The 20,131-nt window shown below is 65.5% G+C and carries 17 protein-coding genes; 11 read left to right on the top strand and 6 right to left on the bottom strand.

All coding sequences use genetic code 11. From position 1 onward, the window contains the following. Nucleotides 1-219: 219 nt before the first annotated feature. The 3 genes from PKB_RS27810 to dadR all read right to left on the bottom strand — a co-directional run bounded on the left by PKB_RS27810 (nucleotide 220) and on the right by dadR (nucleotide 3,730). On the bottom strand, nucleotides 220-1,773 hold the full coding sequence (locus tag PKB_RS27810; RefSeq protein ID WP_043256448.1) for a phospholipase D family protein: 1,554 nt from the start codon (nucleotides 1,771-1,773) through the stop codon (nucleotides 220-222). 43 nt (nucleotides 1,774-1,816) lie between these two features. Next, nucleotides 1,817-3,136, bottom strand: coding sequence for an NAD(P)/FAD-dependent oxidoreductase (locus PKB_RS27805; RefSeq protein ID WP_043256446.1), 1,320 nt, complete (start codon nucleotides 3,134-3,136; stop codon nucleotides 1,817-1,819). A 105-nt stretch (nucleotides 3,137-3,241) separates the two neighbouring features. Further along, entirely contained in the window at nucleotides 3,242-3,730 is a 489-nt protein-coding gene (gene dadR / locus PKB_RS27800) for a transcriptional regulator DadR (protein ID WP_009614106.1), read from the bottom strand. Nucleotides 3,731-3,895: 165 nt separating this feature from the next. On the opposite strand from dadR, the gene PKB_RS27795 reads away from it, so the two are divergent. The 8 genes from PKB_RS27795 to PKB_RS27760 all read left to right on the top strand — a co-directional run bounded on the left by PKB_RS27795 (nucleotide 3,896) and on the right by PKB_RS27760 (nucleotide 11,478). Then, complete coding sequence (locus PKB_RS27795) at nucleotides 3,896-6,451, top strand: intermembrane phospholipid transport YdbH family protein (protein WP_043256440.1); 2,556 nt, start codon at nucleotides 3,896-3,898, stop codon at nucleotides 6,449-6,451. A gap of 16 nt (nucleotides 6,452-6,467) precedes the next feature. Continuing rightward, nucleotides 6,468-6,659, top strand: coding sequence for a YnbE family lipoprotein (locus tag PKB_RS27790; RefSeq protein WP_043256437.1), 192 nt, complete (start codon nucleotides 6,468-6,470; stop codon nucleotides 6,657-6,659). A gap of 11 nt (nucleotides 6,660-6,670) precedes the next feature. Next, nucleotides 6,671-7,018 carry a YdbL family probable chaperone protein gene (locus PKB_RS27785; protein ID WP_043256436.1) on the top strand — a complete coding sequence of 116 codons (348 nt, stop codon included), beginning with the start codon at nucleotides 6,671-6,673 and terminating at the stop codon, nucleotides 7,016-7,018. Nucleotides 7,019-7,373: 355 nt separating this feature from the next. Beyond that, nucleotides 7,374-8,669 (top strand): D-amino acid dehydrogenase, encoded by a 1,296-nt coding sequence (dadA, locus tag PKB_RS27780; protein WP_043256435.1) that lies wholly within the window; start codon nucleotides 7,374-7,376, stop codon nucleotides 8,667-8,669. Next, entirely contained in the window at nucleotides 8,644-8,997 is a 354-nt protein-coding gene (locus tag PKB_RS27775; protein ID WP_043256433.1) for a RidA family protein, read from the top strand. The genes dadA and PKB_RS27775 overlap by 26 nt, the downstream gene beginning before the upstream one ends. Before the next feature lie 100 nt (nucleotides 8,998-9,097). Further along, nucleotides 9,098-10,177 carry an alanine racemase gene (gene alr / locus PKB_RS27770; protein ID WP_043256432.1) on the top strand — a complete coding sequence of 360 codons (1,080 nt, stop codon included), beginning with the start codon at nucleotides 9,098-9,100 and terminating at the stop codon, nucleotides 10,175-10,177. A gap of 162 nt (nucleotides 10,178-10,339) precedes the next feature. Continuing rightward, nucleotides 10,340-10,888, top strand: a complete 549-nt coding sequence (locus PKB_RS27765) for a cupin domain-containing protein (RefSeq protein WP_043256430.1) — start codon at nucleotides 10,340-10,342, stop codon at nucleotides 10,886-10,888. Nucleotides 10,889-11,046: 158 nt separating this feature from the next. Beyond that, nucleotides 11,047-11,478 carry a c-type cytochrome gene (locus PKB_RS27760; RefSeq protein ID WP_043256428.1) on the top strand — a complete coding sequence of 144 codons (432 nt, stop codon included), beginning with the start codon at nucleotides 11,047-11,049 and terminating at the stop codon, nucleotides 11,476-11,478. 69 nt (nucleotides 11,479-11,547) lie between these two features. Here the strand turns inward: PKB_RS27760 and PKB_RS27755 are convergent, their stop codons facing one another. Together PKB_RS27755 and rep are read right to left on the bottom strand one after the other, a co-directional pair. Further along, a complete protein-coding gene (locus PKB_RS27755) occupies nucleotides 11,548-12,123 on the bottom strand; it encodes a xanthine phosphoribosyltransferase (protein WP_043256427.1) in 576 nt (191 codons plus the stop codon). A gap of 236 nt (nucleotides 12,124-12,359) precedes the next feature. Continuing rightward, nucleotides 12,360-14,369 carry a DNA helicase Rep gene (gene rep / locus PKB_RS27750; RefSeq protein ID WP_043256425.1) on the bottom strand — a complete coding sequence of 670 codons (2,010 nt, stop codon included), beginning with the start codon at nucleotides 14,367-14,369 and terminating at the stop codon, nucleotides 12,360-12,362. 295 nt (nucleotides 14,370-14,664) lie between these two features. On the opposite strand from rep, the gene PKB_RS27745 reads away from it, so the two are divergent. Then, nucleotides 14,665-16,344 carry a putative bifunctional diguanylate cyclase/phosphodiesterase gene (locus PKB_RS27745; RefSeq protein ID WP_043256423.1) on the top strand — a complete coding sequence of 560 codons (1,680 nt, stop codon included), beginning with the start codon at nucleotides 14,665-14,667 and terminating at the stop codon, nucleotides 16,342-16,344. Here PKB_RS27745 and PKB_RS27740 read toward each other — a convergent pair. Further along, complete coding sequence (locus PKB_RS27740) at nucleotides 16,316-17,713, bottom strand: NorM family multidrug efflux MATE transporter (protein ID WP_043256421.1); 1,398 nt, start codon at nucleotides 17,711-17,713, stop codon at nucleotides 16,316-16,318. The two genes, PKB_RS27745 and PKB_RS27740, sit on opposite strands and share 29 nt — an antisense overlap. 144 nt (nucleotides 17,714-17,857) lie before the next feature. On the opposite strand from PKB_RS27740, the gene PKB_RS27735 reads away from it, so the two are divergent. After that, entirely contained in the window at nucleotides 17,858-18,778 is a 921-nt protein-coding gene (locus PKB_RS27735; RefSeq protein ID WP_043257865.1) for a LysR substrate-binding domain-containing protein, read from the top strand. A gap of 297 nt (nucleotides 18,779-19,075) precedes the next feature. Next, nucleotides 19,076-20,128, top strand: a complete 1,053-nt coding sequence (locus PKB_RS27730) for an HAD family hydrolase (RefSeq protein WP_043256419.1) — start codon at nucleotides 19,076-19,078, stop codon at nucleotides 20,126-20,128. Nucleotides 20,129-20,131: the final 3 nt, after the last annotated feature.

Genomic DNA, 20,131 nt, shown 5'->3' with positions numbered 1-20,131 from the left:
GCTTGCCGGTATTGTCGGTTTGAGCGGCTACTCAATCCGATGGATTCCTTATCGGCGCTTGTCGTGAGCGGGTGGGTGGGGGAAGTCTCCTACCGTCTGGCTTGCAGAAGCGGATCTTGTCCCTCCACACCCCGACAGGTTCCTACCCTAACGCCATACAAGCGGACCTTGTCCGCGATAGCTGGAGGTTCCGGCGCGATTCGCGGATGAGATCCGCTCCTAGAGCATTTTCTCGAGGCCGATGGCGCCGGCGATCCAGGCATTGAAGCGGCGCCACAGGCTACCCGGCTCGTGGTGCAGCACACGGGGATGCCCGTCCTTCTCGTCGACCCACGCCAACCGTGGCTGGCCGGCCGAGCGGTCGATGCGCACCCGGTAGCTGACGCTCGGCGACATCCCGGCCAGCGCTAGTTTGCGAGTGTTTTCCGCGAGCTCAGGGCTGTCGACGATGATTCCGACCTCGGTATTCCAGATGATCGAGCGTGGGTCGAAATTGAACGAGCCGACGAAGACCTGGCGGCGGTCGAAGACGATCGCCTTGCTGTGCAGGCTGGCGTTGCTCGACCCGCGCACGCGCCAGGGCGCGCCGGCCAGGTGCTTGTCCGGCTGGGCGCGCAGTTCGTAGAGCTGCACGCCGTGCTCAAGCAGCGCCATGCGTTGGGGTGCGTAGCCGGCGTGGACGGCGGGCACGTCCGTGGCTTCCAGCGAGTTGGTCAACAGGCGCACGCTCACGCCCTGGTCGGCGCGCCCGGTCAGGTAGGTCATGCCCTTGTCGGTTGGCACGAAGTAGGCCGACACCAGGATCAGCTCCTGCGATACCTGCTGGAACAGCGGATCGAGCTGCGCGCTCAGCTGCTGGCCGGCCTGTCCGGGGCCGCGGTCGAGCACCTTCAGCGGGTCATCCCAGACCGCTCGGCCGGGCGCCCAGATCAGCTCGTCGAACCAGCTGGCGAGGTTGCTCGAAAGGCTGCGCTGGCGCAGGCGTTCCAAGTAGCTGGAATGCTGCACCTGGCTTTTTTCCATATAGCGCTGCAGGCGGGCTCGCGCGCGCTCCAGCTCGCCGTGGCTGGGTTTGCTCCACAGGTAGTCCTCGATGGGGCGGCTGATGGCGCTGTTCCAGTACTGGTCGAAGCTCTGGCCCAGCTCGCCGGCCACGGGCCCGGCGGCGAGCAGGTCGAGGTCGCTGAAGTTCATCTCCGACTTGGCCCCGAAGTACTCGTCGCCCAGGTTGCGCCCGCCGACGATGGCCACGCTGTTGTCGGCCAGCCAAAGCTTGTTGTGCATGCGCCTGTGCTGCTCGGCGAGGTTGAACAGACGCCCGAGATTGCGCGTGATGCCTGTGCTGCGTCCCAGGTGCAGCGGGTTGAACAGGCGGATCTGGATGTTCGGGTGAGCGGCGAAGGTGGCGATTTCGTAGTCCCAGCCGTCACTGCTGGTGTCGTCGATCAGTACCCGTACGCGCACGCCGCGGTCGGCCGCGCGCAGCAGCTCGTAGATCAATGCGCGCGTGGTGATGCCGTCGTGGACGATGTAGTACTGGATATCCAGGCTGCGCTGGGCGGCGCGGATCAGGTCGACTCGGGCGAGAAAAGCATCACTGCTGGATGCCAGCAGGTGGAATCCGGATTGGCCCGGGTGCGCGGCGGCGCGATGTTGCACGCCATCGCCCAGCAAGGTGCCGGAAGCCGCCAATGCGTGCGATGGCGTGGGAAGCGGGGCGCTGGCGCAGCCACCGAGAAGCAGCAGCGCCAGCAGCAGGAAGCGTTGTAGCAAGCAGAAGTCTCCGGACCGTCGCCCATCGACGGTGCGCAAGATTCTAGCCGCTGAGCGCTTCCTTGAAGCGATACCAGGCCATGCCCAGCGCGAGCAGCGGCGAGCGCAGCATCTTGCCGCCGGGGAAGGTGATGTGCGGGACCTTGGCGAACAGCTCGAAGCCGTTGCTGTGCTGCCCGGCGATGGCCTCGGCGAGCAGCTTGCCGGCCAGGTGGGTGGCGTTCACCCCGTGGCCGGAATAGGCCTGGGCGAAGTACACGTTGGGCTGGTCGGGCAGGCGGCCGATCTGCGGCAGGCGGTTGGCGCCGATGCCGATCATGCCGCCCCACTCGAAGTCGACGCGCACGTCCGCCAGGTGCGGGAACACCTTGAGCATCTTTGGTCGCATGTAGGCGGCGATGTCTTGCGGATCGCGTCCGGAATAGTGGCAGGCGCCGCCGAACAGCAGGCGGTTATCGGCCGAGAGGCGGTAGTAGTCCAGAGCCACGCGCTGGTCGCAGACCGCCATGTTCTGCGGCAGCAGTTCGCGGGCACGCTCCGGCGCCAGCGGCTCGGTGGCGATCACGTAGCTGCCGGCCGGCAGCACCTTGCCGTCGAGGTAGTTGTTCAGGCCGTTCTGGTAGGCGTTGCAGCCGATCACCAGGGTCTTGGCACGCACGCTGCCCTTGGCGGTACGCACGCGCACTTCGGGGCCGTATTCGATACCGATCACCGGCGAATCCTCGAACAGGCGTACGCCCAGGGACTGCGCGGCGGCCGCTTCGCCGAGGGCCAGGTTGAGCGGATGCAGGTGGCCGGAGCCCATGTCGACCATGCCGCCGACGTAGCAGTCGGCACCGACGATGCTGCGCATTTCCTCTTTCGGGACCATGCGCAGTTCGTGCTGGTAGCCCAGGCCCTTGAGCTCTTCGTAGTCCTCGCGGAAGCCTTCGACGTCCGAGGCCTTGTTGGCCAGGTCGCAGTAGCCCCAGGTCAGGTCGCAGTCGATGGCGTACTTCGCCACGCGCTGGCGGACGATTTCCACCGCCTCCAGGCCCATCAGCTTGAGCTGGAACACGCCGTCCTTGCCGATCACCGGCTCGAACTGTTCGACGCCGTGGCCGACGCCGCGGATCAACTGCCCGCCGTTGCGCCCGCTGGCGCCCCAGCCGATCTTGTGCGCTTCCACCAGGATCACCGAGAGGCCGCGCTCGGCCAGCTCGATCGCCGTGTTCAGCCCGGAGAAGCCGCCGCCGATGATGCACACGTCCGCCTTTTCCTCGCCGGCCAGGGGCGGGCACTCGATACGACGGTTGACGGTCGCGGCGTAGTAGGAAGGGGCGTGCTGGTCGGTGTGCACCGGGAGGCGAACGCGGGCGTTCATGTGCGATATCCTGATTGCTGTGTTGTTAAAATTTTACGCAGGATAAACGCCGACTTCCCGCCGCGCCAAGCGGGAAGTTGTAAAGATGCGGGGAGCAGGTGTCGATCAGTCGGGAATCGGCAGGGTCAGGCTTTCTTTTACCTCTTCCATGACGATGTAGCTCTTCGACTCGCGCACGTGCGGCAGCTTCAGCAGGATGTCGCCGAGCAGTTTGCGGTAGGAAGCCATTTCCGAGATGCGCGCTTTCACCAGGTAGTCGAAGTGCCCCGAAACCAGGTGGCACTCCAGCACGTGCGGCAGCTTGAGCACGGCGCGGCGGAAGTCCTCGAAGGTGTCGCCGGACTTGTAGTCCAGGCTGATCTCGACGAACACCAGCAGGCTGGCCTTGAGGTACTGCGGATTCAGCCGGGCGTTGTAGCCCATGATGATCCCCTCGCGCTCCAGGCGCCGCACACGCTCGGTGCAGGGCGTGGTGGAGAGGCCGACCCGCTCGCCCAGCTCGGTGAAGGAGATGCGCCCTTCTTCCTGGAGGATGCGCAGGATATTGCGGTCGATCTTGTCCAGTTCGCGGCGGCTTTGGTGCTGGGTTCTCATGGTCGGATGCTCTGGGGGATTTCTTATGAGTGGTGATTGTCGCCAAATATAGTCTGTCAGCCAGTGAATATCACTGCGGCTTGATCTTCTGGCGGCCCACCGCCAGCCTTTTCCCAAGCCCGGACCGGATTCCCGGGCGCGTCCGTTCGGCCCCTGGAGCCTGGCATGCCGTCAATCCGCCCCCGCTTGCCGCTGTTGCTGGCGCTTCTCCTGCTGCTGCTCGCCGGGCTGGCATGGCAGGCGTGGCAACGTTTTCTCGTCGAAGAAGGCGTGGTGGAGTTGGACTGGCAAGGCCCAACGCTGTCGCTCGACGGCGTGCGCGTGGAGCACCTGACCCTGCGCCGCGACCTTGGCGGGGCGCGACTGGACGTGTTGGGCGAGCAGCTGCGCCTGGAATGGCCGCGCCGCGTCGATGGCCGCTGGCGCCTGGGGCCCTTGTCGCTGGGGCGCCTGCGTTTTGCCGCCTGGCAGGCCGCCCCCGCCGCGCCGACACCAGGCGCCGGGCTCCTGCCGGAGCAACTGGCCGGTTGGTTGAGCCTGCTGCCGCAGCGCATTTCCCTACCGCGCCTCGAAGTCGAACTGCCTTGCCCCGGCGCGCCCGTTTGTCGGTTGAACGGCAGCCTTTCCTGGCGCCAATTGCCGGACGGCGCCGCCACTCTGAGCGCCGAGCTGCACCAAGGAAGCGGACGGCTGTCGCTCAACGGTGAACTGCGGCGGCAGGACGCCAACTGGCAGTTGAACCTGAACGGCGATATCGACGACCAGCGCCTGGCCGACCTGCAGGCCGAGTGGCTGCCGGCCGGGCGCCAATGGCGCGGCAGCCTGGCCAGCCCCGGTCTGCCACCGCTGGATGCCGTACGTACCTGGCTTGCGCCCTGGTTGCCGACGCCGACCCTGCCGCTGTCCCTGCCGGAAGCCGGGCGCTTGCGCCTGACCTGGGACACCGTCCTCGCTGGCGACTCGCCCTGGCCGGACTGGCCGGGGCTGCGCGACAGCCGCGGCAGCCTGGACCTGACCATGCAGTTGCCGCAGCCCTGGCCGCTGCCCGGCGTCGGCGGTCTGCAGGGCGATCTGCAACTGCAGGCCGCGGCGGAGCAGCCGGGGCACTGGCGGCCGCGCATTCTCAGCGGTGATCTGTATCTCGCCGACCTCTATGGCGATTGGCTGCAGGCGCTGCCGGTCGGCCTGCGTCCGGCGAGCCTGCGCGTGCAGATGCAGCCGGAAGAAGGCAGCGTGCCAGCGGTGCGCATAGATGCGCGCATCAAGGGCGCAAGCACCGCGCGTCTACGGGGCGTGCTGGCTCTGCGCGACGGCGAACCGCCAAGCCTCGAGCTGCGCGAAGCCAGATTTCAGGGCCAGGTGCCGAATCTTCAGTTGGGTGATCTGCGCCTGGCGGGCGGAGTGCTCGACCTGCCGCTGGAAGGTGAACTCGGCAGTAGCGCGACGACGTTGCGCCTGGGGCGCGATGCGCAGGTACGACTCGCGAGTCTGTCTGGCATTGCCGGAATCAGCAGTACGAAGGTCAGCGCCAAGACGACCGGCGCCTCCCTGCAATTGGGCTACGCCGCCGCCGATCCCCTTAGCTACTCCTTCGCCGGCCCGGTGCGGCTGGAAGTCGGCAATCTACGCCAAGCCCACCTCAAGCCACTGGGCTGGACCTACCAGGGCGACCTGAATGCCAGCCAGCTTGAACAAGGCGCCAAGGGGAAACTGCAGAACACTGGCGGGCTGGTGGCCGACATCGTGTTGCACCGTGCCGCTGACGGTGGCCTGCAGCTGAATGCGCAGATGCCGGAAGTCGCCCTCGATAGCGGCAATCCGCTGGCGGCCAGCCTGGCCGATTGGCCGGCGCTGCTCGGCCTGGACAATGGCCGGCTGCAGGGCCGTCTGGACTGGAGCTTGCCGGCAGGCAAGGCGCAGCAGCTCGATCTGCAACTGAGCGCGAAGGGCCTGGAGGGCGTCTACGACCGCAGCGAAGTCCACGGCGCGGACGCCAGCGCGCAAGTAAAACTGCGTGGCGATGCGCTGACAGTTCAGCTGCCTGCACTGCGTATCGAGCGCCTCAACCCCGGTGTAGCGCTGGGGCCGCTGCAACTCCAGGGGCGCTACGGGGCGACACTGGGCAAGCCGCTCGGTGGTCGCCTCGACTGGCAGCAGGCCGAGCTTCGCCTGTTCGGCGGGCGCGCTTGGCTGGAACCGGGCGGCCTGGAGCTGGCGCAAGACAACGCCCCGCAGAGCCTGCACCTGGAGGGCGTGCTGCTGGAGGAAGTCCTCAAGGCGTATCCCGCCGAGGGGCTGGCCGGCAATGGCATCATCGATGGCGAGCTGCCGCTGCACATCGGCCCGGGCGGGCTCAGCATCCAGGGCGGCAAGCTCGCAGCGCGGCAGCCGGGTTTCCTGCAATTCCGCTCGGAGAAGATTCGCGCCCTGGGCAGCAACAACCCGGCGATGCAGCTGGTGGCCACGGCCCTCGACGACTTCCGTTACCAGCAGCTCGGCAGCTCGCTGGATTATGCTCAGGACGGTCGCCTGCGCCTCGGGCTCAGCCTGAGTGGGCAGAATCCGGCGCTGGAGCAGGGCCGGCCGATCAACCTCAACGTCAACCTGGAAGAGAACATTCCGGCCCTGATGACCAGCCTGCAGCTGAGCGACCGGGTCAGCGAGATCATCCGCAAGCGCGTGCAGGAGCGCCTGCGCAAGAACCCTTCCGCCGCGCCCTGAGCGCAAGGAGAACCGCATGCGCCTTAGCGCCCTCTTCATCGCCCTGGCCCTGCTCGGCCTGGTCCAGGGCTGCACGCCGACGGTCCAGCTGGCGGCGCCCAAGGAGCCGATCAACATAAACCTGAACGTGAAGATCGAGCACGAGATCTACATCAAGGTCGACAAGGCCCTGGACGGCATCATCAACGAGAACAGCGGTCTGTTCTGAGGAGCTTTCACATGAAATTGCGCAGCAAACTCGGCGCCGCCCTGTTGGTCCTCGGCCTGGTCAGCCTGCCGGCACTGGCCATGAACCTGGAACAGGCGATGGGTGCCCTCGGCGCGGCCAAGGCCCAAGGCCTGGTCGGCGAGCAGCCGGACGGCTACCTGGGGGTGGTCAGCAACAGCGGCCAGGCGGCGGACATCGCCAGCCAGATCAACGCCGCGCGACGCGCCGAATACCAGAAGGTGGCCAGCCAGAACGGCGCCAAGCTGGCCGACGTCGAGGCCCTGGCCGGGAAGAAGGCGATCGAGCGCACGCCTGCGGGGCAGTTCATCCAGCTGAACGGCAAGTGGGTGCGCAAGTAAGGGGATTTCCCTGCCCGCGCCGCCCGTCGTGGGGCGCCTGCGGCAGGCAGCCGCAGCGAGCTTTATTCCTGTTTCCGGCGACCTGTGCGGGATTTAATCCCGCACCTTGCCGTCTGTGCAAAATTCCTTTCTGAAAAGCTCAAATTAGTGCCAATTGATCGCTGCGGTATTTTCGGGTGATATCCCATCATGCCTGGTGGATGTGGCTCCGTAACTTGGGCTTTTGCCAGGATTTTTCCTTAATTACTCCTATTTAAATGGTGAATATTTCTGGCGTGACATTTCTATACTGCGCGCATTCACGTTCAAAATAAGAAACATCGTGCACACCTGTGCGCGATGTCAGGAGGCAGCGATGCGTGTTCTGGTGCTTGGCAGCGGTGTGATCGGTACCACCAGTGCTTACTATCTGGCTCGTTCCGGTTTCGAGGTGGTGGTTGTCGACCGTCAACCCGGCCCGGCCCTGGAAACCAGCTTCGCCAACGCCGGTCAGGTCTCCCCTGGCTATGCCTCGCCCTGGGCCGCCCCGGGCATCCCGCTGAAGGCCATGAAGTGGCTGCTGGAAAAGCACGCGCCGCTGGCGATCAAACTCACCGGTGACCCCAGCCAGTACGCCTGGATGTGGCAGATGCTGCGCAACTGCAACGCCGCCAGCTACGCGGTGAACAAGGAGCGCATGGTGCGTCTGTCCGAGTACAGCCGCGACTGCCTCGACGAGCTGCGCGCCGAAACCGGTATCAGCTACGAAGGCCGCACCCTGGGCACCACCCAACTGTTCCGTACCCAGGCGCAGCTCGATTCCGCCGCCAAGGACATTTCCGTGCTGGAAAGCTCGGGCGTGCCCTATGAAGTCCTCGACCGCGCCGGCATTGCCCGCGTCGAGCCGGCCCTGGCCAAGGTCGCCGACAAGCTGGTCGGTGCCCTGCGTCTGCCGAACGACCAGACCGGCGACTGCCAGATGTTCACCACCAAGCTGGCCAACATGGCCGCTGGCCTGGGCGTCGAGTTCCGCTTCAACCAGAACATCCAGCGCATCGACTTCGCCGGCGACCGCATCAATGGCGTGTGGATCGATGGCCAACTGGTCACCGCCGACCACTATGTGCTGGCGCTCGGCAGCTACTCGCCGCAGATGCTCAAGCCGCTGGGCATCAATGCCCCGGTGTACCCGCTGAAGGGTTACTCGCTGACCGTGCCGATCACCAACCCGGACATGGCGCCGACTTCGACCATCCTCGACGAGACCTACAAGGTCGCCATCACCCGCTTCGACAAGCGCATCCGCGTTGGCGGCATGGCCGAAATCGCCGGTCTCGACCTGTCGCTGAACCCGCGTCGTCGCGAAACCCTGGAAATGATCACCAACGACCTCTACCCCGAGGGCGGTGACGTCAGCCAGGCGACCTTCTGGACCGGCCTGCGCCCGGCCACTCCGGACGGCACCCCGATCGTCGGTGCGACCCGCTACCGCAACCTGTTCCTCAACACCGGTCACGGCACCCTAGGCTGGACCATGGCCTGCGGCTCGGGCCGCTACCTGGCCGACCTGATGGCGAAGAAGCGTCCGCAGATCAGCACCGAAGGCCTGGACATCTCCCGCTACAGCAACACCTCGGAGAGCCAGAATGGCCATCCTGCGCCGGCACACTAATGCGCGGATGAGTCAGATCGTCGTCCACAACGGCACCGTCTACCTGGCGGGCCAGGTGGGTGACGACATGGCCGCCGGCATCGAGCAACAGACCCGCGAGACCCTGGCCAGCATCGAACGCCTGCTGGACGAAGCCGGCACCGACAAGAGCCGGATCCTCTCGGTGACCATCTACCTGAAGGACATCGATGCGCACTTCGCTGGCATGAACAGCGTCTGGGACCAGTGGCTGCCACAAGGCGTCGCTCCCGCCCGCGCAACCGTCGAGGCCAAGCTGTGCGAGCCGGAGATCCTCGTCGAGATGTCGGTGGTCGCGGCGCTGCCGTAACGACTCGCGTATGCCCGGCCACACTGCCGGGCTTTTTTTGATTCCCGCAGGAGCGCAGTTGCGCGCGAGCCTGCCGTATTCGTACAAGAGAATTCCCGCCATGCGTCCAGCCCGTGCCCTGATCGACCTGAAGGCCCTGCGCCACAACTACCGCCTGGCCCGCGAAGTCAGTGGCGCCCGCGCGCTCGCGGTGGTCAAGGCTGACGCGTACGGCCACGGCGCTGTGCGTTGCGCTCAGGCACTGGAAGCGGAGGCTGACGGTTTCGCCGTGGCCTGCATCGAAGAGGCGCTGGAGCTGCGCGAAGCCGGCATCCGCGCGCCGATCCTGCTGCTCGAAGGCTTCTTCGAGGCCAGCGAATTGGAGCTGATCGAACGCCATGACCTGTGGTACGTGGTGCACTCGGCCTGGCAGCTGGAAGCCATCGAGCGCGCCCGTCCTGGCAAGCCGCTGACGCTGTGGCTGAAGATGGACTCAGGCATGCACCGCGTTGGCTTCTTCCCGCAGGACTACGCCGCTGCTCTGGCTCGCCTGCAGGCGCTGCCGCATGTGGCGAAGGTCGTGCTGATGAGCCACTTCGCACGTGCCGACGAGCTGGATTGCCGCCGCACCGAAGAACAGGTCGCGGCCTTCGAAGCGGTACGCAGCGGGCTGGGCCAGACGTTCGAGGTCAGCCTGCGCAACTCCCCCGGCATCCTCGGCTGGCCGAGCGTGCCCAGCGATTGGGTGCGTCCGGGCATCATGCTCTACGGCGCCACGCCCTTCGAACAGGATCACCCGCTGGCTGACCAACTGCGCCCGGTGATGACCCTGGAGTCCCAGGTGATCAGCGTGCGCGAACTGCCGGCCGGTGAGCCGGTCGGCTACGGCGCCCGCTTCGTCGCCGAGCGCCCGGTGCGCGTTGGCGTCGTCGCCATGGGTTATGCCGACGGCTATCCCCGCCACGCGCCGGATGGCGCGCCCATCTTCATCGATGGCCGCCCCAGCCGCATCATGGGCCGGGTCTCCATGGACATGCTCACCGTCGATCTCACCGACCTGCCCGGTGCCGGCCTCGGCAGTCGCGTCGAGCTGTGGGGCTCGCAGGTCCCCGCCAGCCGCCTGGCCAGCCTGTGCGGCAGCATCCCCTACCAACTGTTCTGCAACCTCAAGCGGGTCCCGCGCGTCTACTCGGACGAATAGGCGACGACTTGCGTAAAGTTTGCGCAGGATTCATGGCCGCTATGTTGTAAATACTGAACGGTGTTGCCATGATACGGTCCACTTCGAACCCGCTCGCCGTGAGGCGTTGGCGGGTTTCGCCTTTAGAGCCTGCCAGAACAAGAAAGTAGGAGGACCCCACCCTTGGACGTTGGTGCTCGTCTGCAAGCGATCCGCAAACTGAAAGGGCTGTCCCAGCGTGAACTCGCCAAACGGGCGGGCGTTACCAACAGCACCATCTCGATGATCGAGAAGAACAGCGTGAGTCCTTCGATCAGCTCCCTGAAGAAGGTGCTGAGCGGCATCCCGATGTCCCTGGTCGAGTTCTTCTCCCTGGACATCGAGCAGGACAGCAACACCCAGGTGGTCTACAAGGCAGACGAACTCAGCGACATGTCGAATGGCTCGATCATCATGAAGCTGATCGGCAAGGCCTATCCCAGTCGCGCCATGACCCTGCTCGACGAGGTCTATCCGCCGGGTTCCGACACTGGTGACGACATGTACTCCCACGAAGGCGAAGAGACCGGCGTGCTGGTCGAAGGCCGCCTCGAGCTGACCGTCGGCGACGAGGTGTACGTTCTCGAGAGCGGCGACAGCTATTATTTCGATAGCACTCGCCCGCACCGCTTCCGCAATCCCTTCGACGCCCCGGCGAGGCTGATCAGCGCGACGACCCCGGCAAATTTTTAGAGGCGGCTGAGCCGCCTGCGACTGTATGACGCAAGCCCTGCCGGGGGCCTGCAATTGTTCCGTACTTGAGGTCTTCCGTTATACTTGCGCCGCCCGCGCGACCTAGACTGCGATGGATTCCGTGCTCGGGCGTGACTAGCCACGAAGAGGGTGAAAGGGTGAACCTGATTAAGAAAATGCTGGTGGCCCAAGCCGCCGTGCTGGCCCTGTTGGCCGCGAGCGCTCAGGCTACGACCAGTGATGACGCCATCGCCAAGCGTCTCGAGCCGGTGGGCAAGGTCTGCGTCCAGGGCAAGGAATGCGAAGGTGTAGGTGCTGTCGCTTCCGCAGGTGCTGCGGGCGGTGCGCCGCGCTCCGGCGAAGAGATCGTCGGCAAGGTCTGCACCAACTGCCACGGCACCGGCTTGCTGGGCGCGCCGAAGGTTGGCGACAAGGCCGAATGGGGCAAGCGCGCGAAAGAGCAGGGCGGTCTCGACGGCCTGCTGGCCAAGGCGATCTCCGGCTTCAATGCCATGCCGCCGAAAGGCACCTGCGCCGATTGCTCGGATGCCGAGCTCAAAGGTGCGATCAAGCACATGTCCGGCCTCTGATCCGACGCCAGACAACGAAAAAGCCGCCCACGGGCGGCTTTTTCATGTGTGCTGTTCGCGAGCAGCCGGTCAGTCGTCGAGGAACTCGACCTGGCCGTTCGCCAGAGACTTCACACGCGCCAGCGATTCCACGCGGTAGCCTTCGCTTTCCAGCAGCGCGCGGCCGTCCTGGAACGATTTCTCGATGACGATGCCCATGCCGGCGACGCTCGCCCCGGCCTGGCCGATCAGGTCGATCAGCGCCTTGGCGGCGTGGCCGTTGGCGAGGAAGTCGTCGATCACCAGCACGTGGTCGGCACTGGTCAGGTGGCGCGCCGAGATGGCAATGGTGCTTTCGGTCTGCTTGGTGAAGGAGAACACCTTGGAGATCAGCAGGTCGTTCTTCAGCGTCAGCGATTGGAACTTGCGGGCGAAGATCACCGGAATGCCCAGCTCCAGGCCGGCCATGACCGCCGGGGCGATGCCCGAGGCCTCGATGGTGACGATCTTGGTGATGCCCTGGTTCTTGAAGCGCTCGGCGAACTCATGGCCGATGTGCTTCATCAGCAGCGGGTCGATCTGGTGGTTGAGGAAGGCGTCTACCTTGAGAACCTGGTCGGAGAGGACGATGCCTTCGCTGCGAATCTTGTCTTTGAGGATGTTCAATTTGCGTGCTTCCTGGCGGAGCTGCTGCCGCTGGTGAAGCGCGTAATTCTACCTCGGACGCGGCGGATTGCGCGACCTCCCGACGGAAGTAAAAGCTGATCAAGTGGACAGCTTGTGGGTCGCTGTCGGAATCGTAGGAGCGGATGTTATCCGCGAAAACCCCAACACCCATGCCCCCTGTAGGAGCGGGCCATGCCCGCGATCGCGGACAAGGTCCGCTCCTACAGGTTCGTCGGTCAGCGCTTGAGCAGTGCGCGGATATCCGCCAGTGCTGCGTTGCCCTTGGCTGCCTTCACTTCCTGCGGTGCGTCTTCCTGGCCTTCCCAGACCAGGTCTTCGGGCGGCAATTCGTCAAGGAAGCGACTCGGCGAGCAGTCGATGATCTCGCCGTACTGCTTGCGCTTGGCGGCGAAGGTCATCGCCAGGTTCTTCTTCGCCCGGGTGATGCCGACGTAGGCCAGGCGGCGCTCTTCCTCGATGGTGTCGGCCTCGATGCTGGAACGGTGCGGGAGGATTTCCTCCTCCACGCCGAGGATGAACACGTAGGGGAATTCCAGGCCCTTGGAGGCGTGCAGGGTCATCATCTGCACGCCTTCGGCGCCTTCCTCTTCCTCCTGCTGGCGCTCGAGCATGTCGCGCAGGACCAGCTTGGCGATGGCCTGCTCGATGGTCATGTCGCCTTCTTCGTCGCGCTCCAGGGTGTTCTTCAGCGCTTCGATGAGGAACCAGACGTTACCCATGCGGAAGTCGGCGACCTTGTCGCTGGAGGCGTTCTGCCGCAGCCAGTTCTCGTAGTCGATGTCCATCACCATGCTGCGCAGTGCGCCGATGGGATCGTTGCCGGCGCATTGCTCGCGGACCTTGTCGATGAAGCGCTTGAAGCGCTGCAGGCGTTCGACATAGCGATTGTCCAGGTGCTCGGACAGGCCCAGTTCACCGGCGGCGGCGAACATCGAGATGCCGCGCTCGGTGGCGTAGTTGCCGAGTTTCTCCAGGGTGGTGGAGCCGATCTCCCGGCGCGGCACGTTGATCACCCGCAGGAAGGCGTTGTCGTCGTCCGGGTTCACCAGCAGGCGGAAGTAGGACATCACGTCCTTCACTTCCTGGCGGCCGAAGAAGCTGGTGCCGCCGGAGAGGCGGTAGGGAATCTGGTGGTGCTGCAGCTTCAGCTCGATCAGCTTGGCCTGGTAGTTGCCGCGGTAGAGGATGGCGAATTCGCTGTAGGGTCGCTGCGTCTTGAGGTGGATGGTGAGGATTTCCATCGCCACCCGCTCGGCCTCGGCTTCCTCGTTGCGGCAGCGGATCACGCGGATCGGGTCGCCTTCGCCCATCTCGCTCCACAGCTGTTTCTCGAAGACGTGCGGGTTGTTGGCGATGAGGATGTTGGCGCATTTGAGGATGCGGCTGGTGGAGCGGTAGTTCTGCTCCAGCATCACCACCTTCAGCGAAGGGAAGTCTTCCTTCAGCTGCATCAGGTTTTCCGGGCGCGCGCCGCGCCAGGCGTAGATCGACTGGTCGTCGTCGCCCACCACGGTGAAGTGCGCGCGCTGCTGCACCAGCATCTTCACCAGCAGGTACTGGCTGGCGTTGGTGTCCTGGTATTCGTCGACCAGCATGTAGCGCACGCGGTTGCGCCACTTTTCCAGGATGTCCGGGTGGTTCTGGAACAGCTTCACCGGCTGCAGGATGAGGTCGTCGAAGTCCACCGCGTTGTACGCGCGCAGGGTGCGCTGGTAGTGCAGGTAGACCATCGCCGCGGTCTGTTCCTTGGGGTTGCGCGCCTTCTCCAGCGCCTCTTCCGGCAGGATCAGGTCGTTCTTCCAGGCGCCGATGAGGTTCTTGATCTCGTCAATGCCGTCGTCCCCGGAGTACTCCTTCTGCATGATGTCCGTCATCAGCGCCTTCACGTCGCTCTCGTCGAAGATCGAGAACCCCGGCTTGTAGCCGAGCGCGGCGTATTCCTTGCGGATGATGTTCAGGCCCAGGTTGTGGAAGGTGGAGACCGTCAGGCCCTTGCCTTCGCCGGGGCGCAGCAGGGTGCTGACGCGCTCCTTCATCTCGCGTGCGGCCTTGTTGGTGAAGGTCACCGCGACTATGTATTGGGCGCGGATACCGCACTGCTGGACCAGGTAGGCGATCTTGCGGGTGATCACGCTGGTCTTGCCGGAGCCGGCACCGGCAAGCACCAGCAAGGGGCCGCCGACGTAGTTCACGGCTTCCTGCTGCCGGGGATTGAGTCGGGACATGAGGCGTGGGGGAATCTGTTGCGAAGAGGGCGGCCATTCTAACAGGACGGCGGGGGGAGCCTGTGGCGGCGGCCGGAAAAGCGGCAATCTGTGACGCTGTCGAGCTTCGCTGTTTTGGATAAATTCACTCTTGTATTAGGCTTGTACCGGCATTACTTGAAGAAAACTCTGAAGAGTTTCTCCGAATCCCGCATAGGATCTGGCTTACAGCCAGCAGCGGCGGTGTTCACAACCGGGGCGACCGGCGCACGGAATGGCGCTCGGGAATCGTTCCTTTTCGATGGATGGGGGTCGCTTGGCTGCGTCGGTGGAACCAACGCGCCTGCTCCTGCTGGCGGAAGCGCCGCAGTGGGTCCAATTGCTGCGCGAGCATCTCGGCGCGCTGGGGGCTGCCTATTCGTTGATTACCGCGCCGTCCTGGGAATCCGCCTGCAGCCTGTTCGACGAGGACCAGGTCGGCCTGCTGCTGGCCACCCCGGACAAGCTGCCCTCCAGCGGCCAGTGCGGCCTGCCGATGATCGTCCTGCTGGAGCGCGAGCCTGCCACAGCGCCGGCCGGCGTCGCCGACTGGCTGGTGCCCGAGACCCTCAACGGCGAAGTGCTGCGCCGTGCGCTGCGCTACGCCCGTGAGCGCTCGAACCTGCAGTTCACCCTGCAGCGCCTGGCCGAACAGGACCCGCTGACCGGCATCGCCAACCGCCAGGGCTTCCAGACCCTTCTCGCCGCGCGCCTGGCCGAGTTCCAGGGGCGTGGCCTGGCGCTCGGCCACCTCGATCTGGACAACTTCCGCCACGTCAACGATGCCCTCGGCCACCAGGGCGGTGATCGCCTGATCCTGCAGGTCGTGGCGCGCCTGAAAGGGCAGCTGGAGCACGGCGACAGCCTGGCGCGCCTGGGCAGCGACGAATTCGCCCTGCTGCTGGATACCCGCCGCGATCCCGCTCGCGTAGAGCGCCTCGCCGAACGGATCGTCGAAGTGCTCGGCGAACCCTACTGGGTCGAAGGCGAGAGCCTGCTGCTGGGTTGCAGCCTGGGCGTCGCCCATGCGCGTTCTGGCGACAGCGCCGACACCCTGATGTGGCATGCGCACATCGCCATGCAGCAGGCGAAGATTCGCCAGGGCTGTACCTTCCACCTGTTCGACGAGCGCATAAATCGGGGGGCGCGCAGCCTCGCCGACCTCGAAAGCGAACTGCGCCGGGCACTGCGCCGCGACGAGCTCGAACTGCACTACCAACCACGTCTGGACCTGGCGAGCGGAAGCATCGTCGGCCTGGAAGCCCTGGTGCGCTGGCGCCATCCGCAGCGTGGCCTGCTTACGCCGGGCGACTTCGTGCCGCTGGCCGAGGAAAGCGGGCTGATCGTGCCGCTCGGCTACTGGGTGATCTCGCGCGCCTTGCGCGACATGCAGTGGCTGCTCGGGCGTGGCCTGCCGCCGCTGCATATGGCGATCAACCTGTCGTTCCGCCAGTTCCAGGACAGTCAGCTGCTGCCAACGCTGCAGCGACTGATTCAAGAGCGCGGCGTGGATGCGCGCTGGCTGGAGTTCGAGCTCACCGAGACCGCCGTGATGCGCCGCAGCGACCAGGTGCTTCAGACCATGCAGGCGCTCGGTCAGCTGGGCGTGCGCTTCTCCCTGGACGACTTCGGCACCGGCTTCTCCTCGTTCGTCCACCTCAACAGCCTGCCGATCACCCTGCTGAAGATCGACAAGAGCTTCGTCGGCGGCATGCACGAGCGCGCGGAGAACCGCCAACTGGTGCGCGCGATGATCAACCTGGCGCACAACCTCAACCTGGAGGTGGTGGCCGAGGGCGTCGAGTGCGCCGACCAGCAACAGCAGCTGCGCCAGTTCGGCTGCGACCAGGTGCAGGGCTACTGGATCAGCCGGCCGTTGCCGCTGGCCGAGCTGGCGCGCTTCCTGGTGTTCGGCGCCGGTCGCGCGCTCAGGCAGCAGGACCCGGTGGGCAACTGAGCCCCGGCAGCGGCGCCGGTTGCAGCAGACGCGCCGTACGCCATTCGAAAGCCAGGCACAGCCCTAGCGCGGTGCAGGCCAATCCCGCAGCCAATCCCCACCACACGCCTTGCGGCCCCCAGCCGGCCGGGAAGGCCAGCAGCCAGGCCAGCGGCACACCGGCCAGCCAGTAGCCGGCGAGCCCGACCAGGAAAGTGGTGCGGGCATCCTTCAGCCCACGGATGGCGCCCATGGCGATGCTCTGCAGGCCGTCGAACAGCTCGAACCAGGCGGCAATCGCCAGCAGGCTCGTCGCCAACAGCACCACTTCGCGGTTGCCCGGCGCATCGAGGTCGAGGAACAGCCCGATGACTTGCCGTGGCGCCAGCCAGAACAATCCGGCAAAAGCGAACATGCACAGCGCGCCGAAACCGATGCCCACGCGCCCGGCGCGCCGCGCTTCGAGCAGGCGTCCGGCGCCGAAGTGCTGGCCGATACGGAAGGTCACCGCGTAGGAAATGCCCACCGGGACCATGAACGCCAGGTACACCGATTGGATGGCGATCTGGTGCGCCGCCAGCGCCGTGGCGCCGATCGCGCCCATGCACAGGGTGGCGACGGCGAACATGCCGGACTCCACTGCGTAGGTGCCGCCGATGGGTAGGCCCAGGCGAAGCGTGTCGCCGATGCCTTGCCGGTCCGGCCGGGCGAGCCCGCGCAGCAGGGAATAGCCGGCGTAAGCCGGATGCCAGCGCAGGTAGAGGGCGAGCGCCAGCGGCAGCAGGTTCATGACGATCGCCGTGACCAGGCCGATGCCGGCCAGGCCGAGGCGCGGCAGGCCGAACCAGCCGTGCAGGAAAGCGCTGTTCAGCAACAGGTTGGCCAGGGCGCCGAGCACGCTGATGGCCATCACCGGGCCGGTGCGCTCGATGGCGCTGGTGAAGCCGCGCAGCACCATGAAGGCCATGTAGCCGGGCAGGGCAAAGACGATGCTGTGCAGAAAACTCATGGTGCCCTGCATTGTTTCCGGCGCCTGGCCGAAAGTCAGCAGCACCGGCTCCAGGTTCCACAGCAGGGTGCCGGCCAACAAGGCCAGGCCGCCGCCGACCCAGAGCCCGGCCTGGACCGCACGGGCGGCGCCGGCTTTGTCCCGGGCGCCATGTCGGATCGCCACCAGGTTGCCGGTGGCGGCCACCACGCCGCTGCACACGGTCGACACGAATGCATAGGTAGAGGCGCCCAGGCCACCCGCGGCCAGCGCCTGCGGGCCGAGCTTGCCCATCATCAGGGTGTCGATGAAAAGCATGGCGACATAAGCCAGCTGCGCGGCGATCAGCGGTCCGGCCAAGCGCAGGATGGCCTTCAGTTCGGTCTGGTAGGCAGTAGGCATGAAATGAGTCTGGCTCAATGAAGACGCTCGCTCAGGCGCGCGCCTTGGTTTCGATCTGCTGATTCTGTGGGCTCTGGAGGGCTTCCCACAAAAGGAAAAAAGCGATGCAATGCATGAGTCAAACTCATGCATGGAGTGTTCGCCGTGAATCGCCGTCTGCCGCCGCTCTACGCCCTGCGCGCCTTCGAGGCGGCCGCGCGGCATTCGTCGTTCACCCGCGCAGCCCAGGAACTGGCGATCACCCAGAGCGCCGTCAGCCGCCATGTGCGCACCCTGGAGGAGCATTTCGACTGCCAGCTGTTCGTTCGGCAAGGCCGCCAGCTGCGCCTGACCGAGCCGGCGCGCCTGCTGCTGCCCGGCCTGCGCGACGGCTTCAATGCGCTGGAGCGCGCTTGCGCCGCCCTGCGTAGCGACGAGGACGTGCTGCGCTTGAAAGCCCCCTCGACCCTGACCATGCGTTGGCTGCTGCCGCGCCTGAGCGCGTTCCGCATGAGCAACAACGATGTCGAGGTGCAATTGACCAGCGCCTGGATGGACGTCGACCGCGTCGACTTCGCCCACGAGCCCTTCGACTGTGCGGTGCTGCTGGGCGACGGCAATTTCCCGGAGGACTGGGAGAGCGCTTTGCTGTTCCCTGAATGGTTGATCCCGGTAGGTGCGCCACAGCTGCTCGACGATGGCCCCTGGGACGTCGAGCGCCTGGCCGCGGCCGAATTGCTGCATCCGACGCCGGACCGCCGCGACTGGCGCCGCTGGCTGCAGCGCATGGGTCTGAGCGAGCAGGTGTCGCTCAAGGGCGGGCAGGTCTTCGATACCCTGGAGCTGGGCATAGTCGCGGCGACGCGCGGTTATGGCCTGTCCATCGGTGACCTGGTGATGGTTGCCGAGGATGCCGGCCTCGGCCGCCTGGCGCTGCCTTGGCCGACCGCGGTGGCCAGTGGCGAGTGCTACTACCTGGTCTGGCCGAAGGCGCGGCGCCAGCAGGAGCGCCTGCGCCGGCTGCGCGACTTCCTGCTCGCCGAAGTGCGGACCATGCAACTGCCCGAGGTGGAAATGCTCTCGTAGGAGCGGACTTTGTTCGCGATGCGCCCGCATGGCGCGCTCATGTTGGCGGGGAGCGGGGTGTAGGGACTTCGCGGATAAGATCCGCTCCTACACGGTAAAGGGCGGAATCTCGCGGGAACTTGCCGTTATCCGGCATGCAATGTCGCTATCAACCACGTTCTGGCGCTGTCGCAACGCTGGGCGTCGCCCTCGTCGTCGAACTGCAATGAGGCTTTGCTAGGGTCAGCTCTGGACTAGTCCAGGGAGGGGCCGAGCAGCGGTTCCTCCCCAACCCACACGACCATCCGGGGAAAAACCATGAAGCCGATGCGTACCTTGCTCGCCAGCCTGCTCCTTGCCGGCCTTGCCGGCACCGCCAGCGCCGCCACCGAACTCAAGCACTGGCCGGAGCCGGCCGCCAAGCAGCTCGACGCCCTGATCGCGGCCAACGCCAACAAGGGCGCCTTCGCCGTCTTCGACATGGACAACACCAGCTACCGCTACGACCTGGAAGAGGCGCTGCTGCCGTTCCTGGAAATGAAGGGCGTGCTGACCCGGGAGAAGCTCGACCCTTCGCTCAAGCTGATGCCGTTCAAGGACGTCAACGGCCAGAAGGAAAGCCTGAACAGCTACTACTACCGGCTGTGCGAAGTCGACGACATGGTCTGCTACCCCTGGGTCGCCCAGGTGTTCTCCGGCTTCTCGCTCAAGGAGCTGAAGGGCTACGTCGACGAGCTGATGGCCTATGGCAAGCCGATCCCCAGCACCTACCTCGACGGTGACGCGGTGAAGAGCATCGAGATCCAGCCGCCGAAGGTCTTCGCCGGCCAGGCCGAGCTGTACAACAAGCTCATGGAGAACGGCATCGAGGTCTACGTGATGACCGCCGCCCACGAGGAGCTGGTGCGCATGGTCGCCGCCGATCCCAAGTACGGCTACAACGTGAAGCCGCAGAACGTCATCGGCGTGACCACCCTGCTGAAGGATCCGAAGACCGGCGAGCTGACCACCGCGCGCAAGCAGATCAGCGCTGGCAAATACGATCCGAAGGCCAACGAGAACCTGGTCGTCACGCCGTACCTGTGGACTCCGGCGACCTGGATGGCCGGCAAGCAGGCGGCGATCCTCACCTACATCGACCAGTTCAAGCGGCCGATCCTGGTCGCCGGCGATACCCCGAGCAGCGATGGCTACATGCTGTTCAACGGCACCGCCGAGAACGGCATCCACCTGTGGGTGAACCGCAAGGCCAAATACATGGACCAGCTCAACGGCATGATGAAGAAGAATGCCGAAGCCCAGGCCAAGCTCGGCCAGCCGGTCACCGCGGACAAGAACTGGGTGATCGTCACCCCGGAACAGATTCAGTAAGCC

The sequence above is a fragment of the Pseudomonas knackmussii B13 genome (assembly GCF_000689415.1).
In the GTDB taxonomy this organism is placed as follows: Bacteria; Pseudomonadota; Gammaproteobacteria; order Pseudomonadales; family Pseudomonadaceae; genus Pseudomonas; species Pseudomonas knackmussii.
Note: the sequence above shows the minus strand (reverse complement) of the source record. Positions and strands in the feature narration are given on the sequence as shown.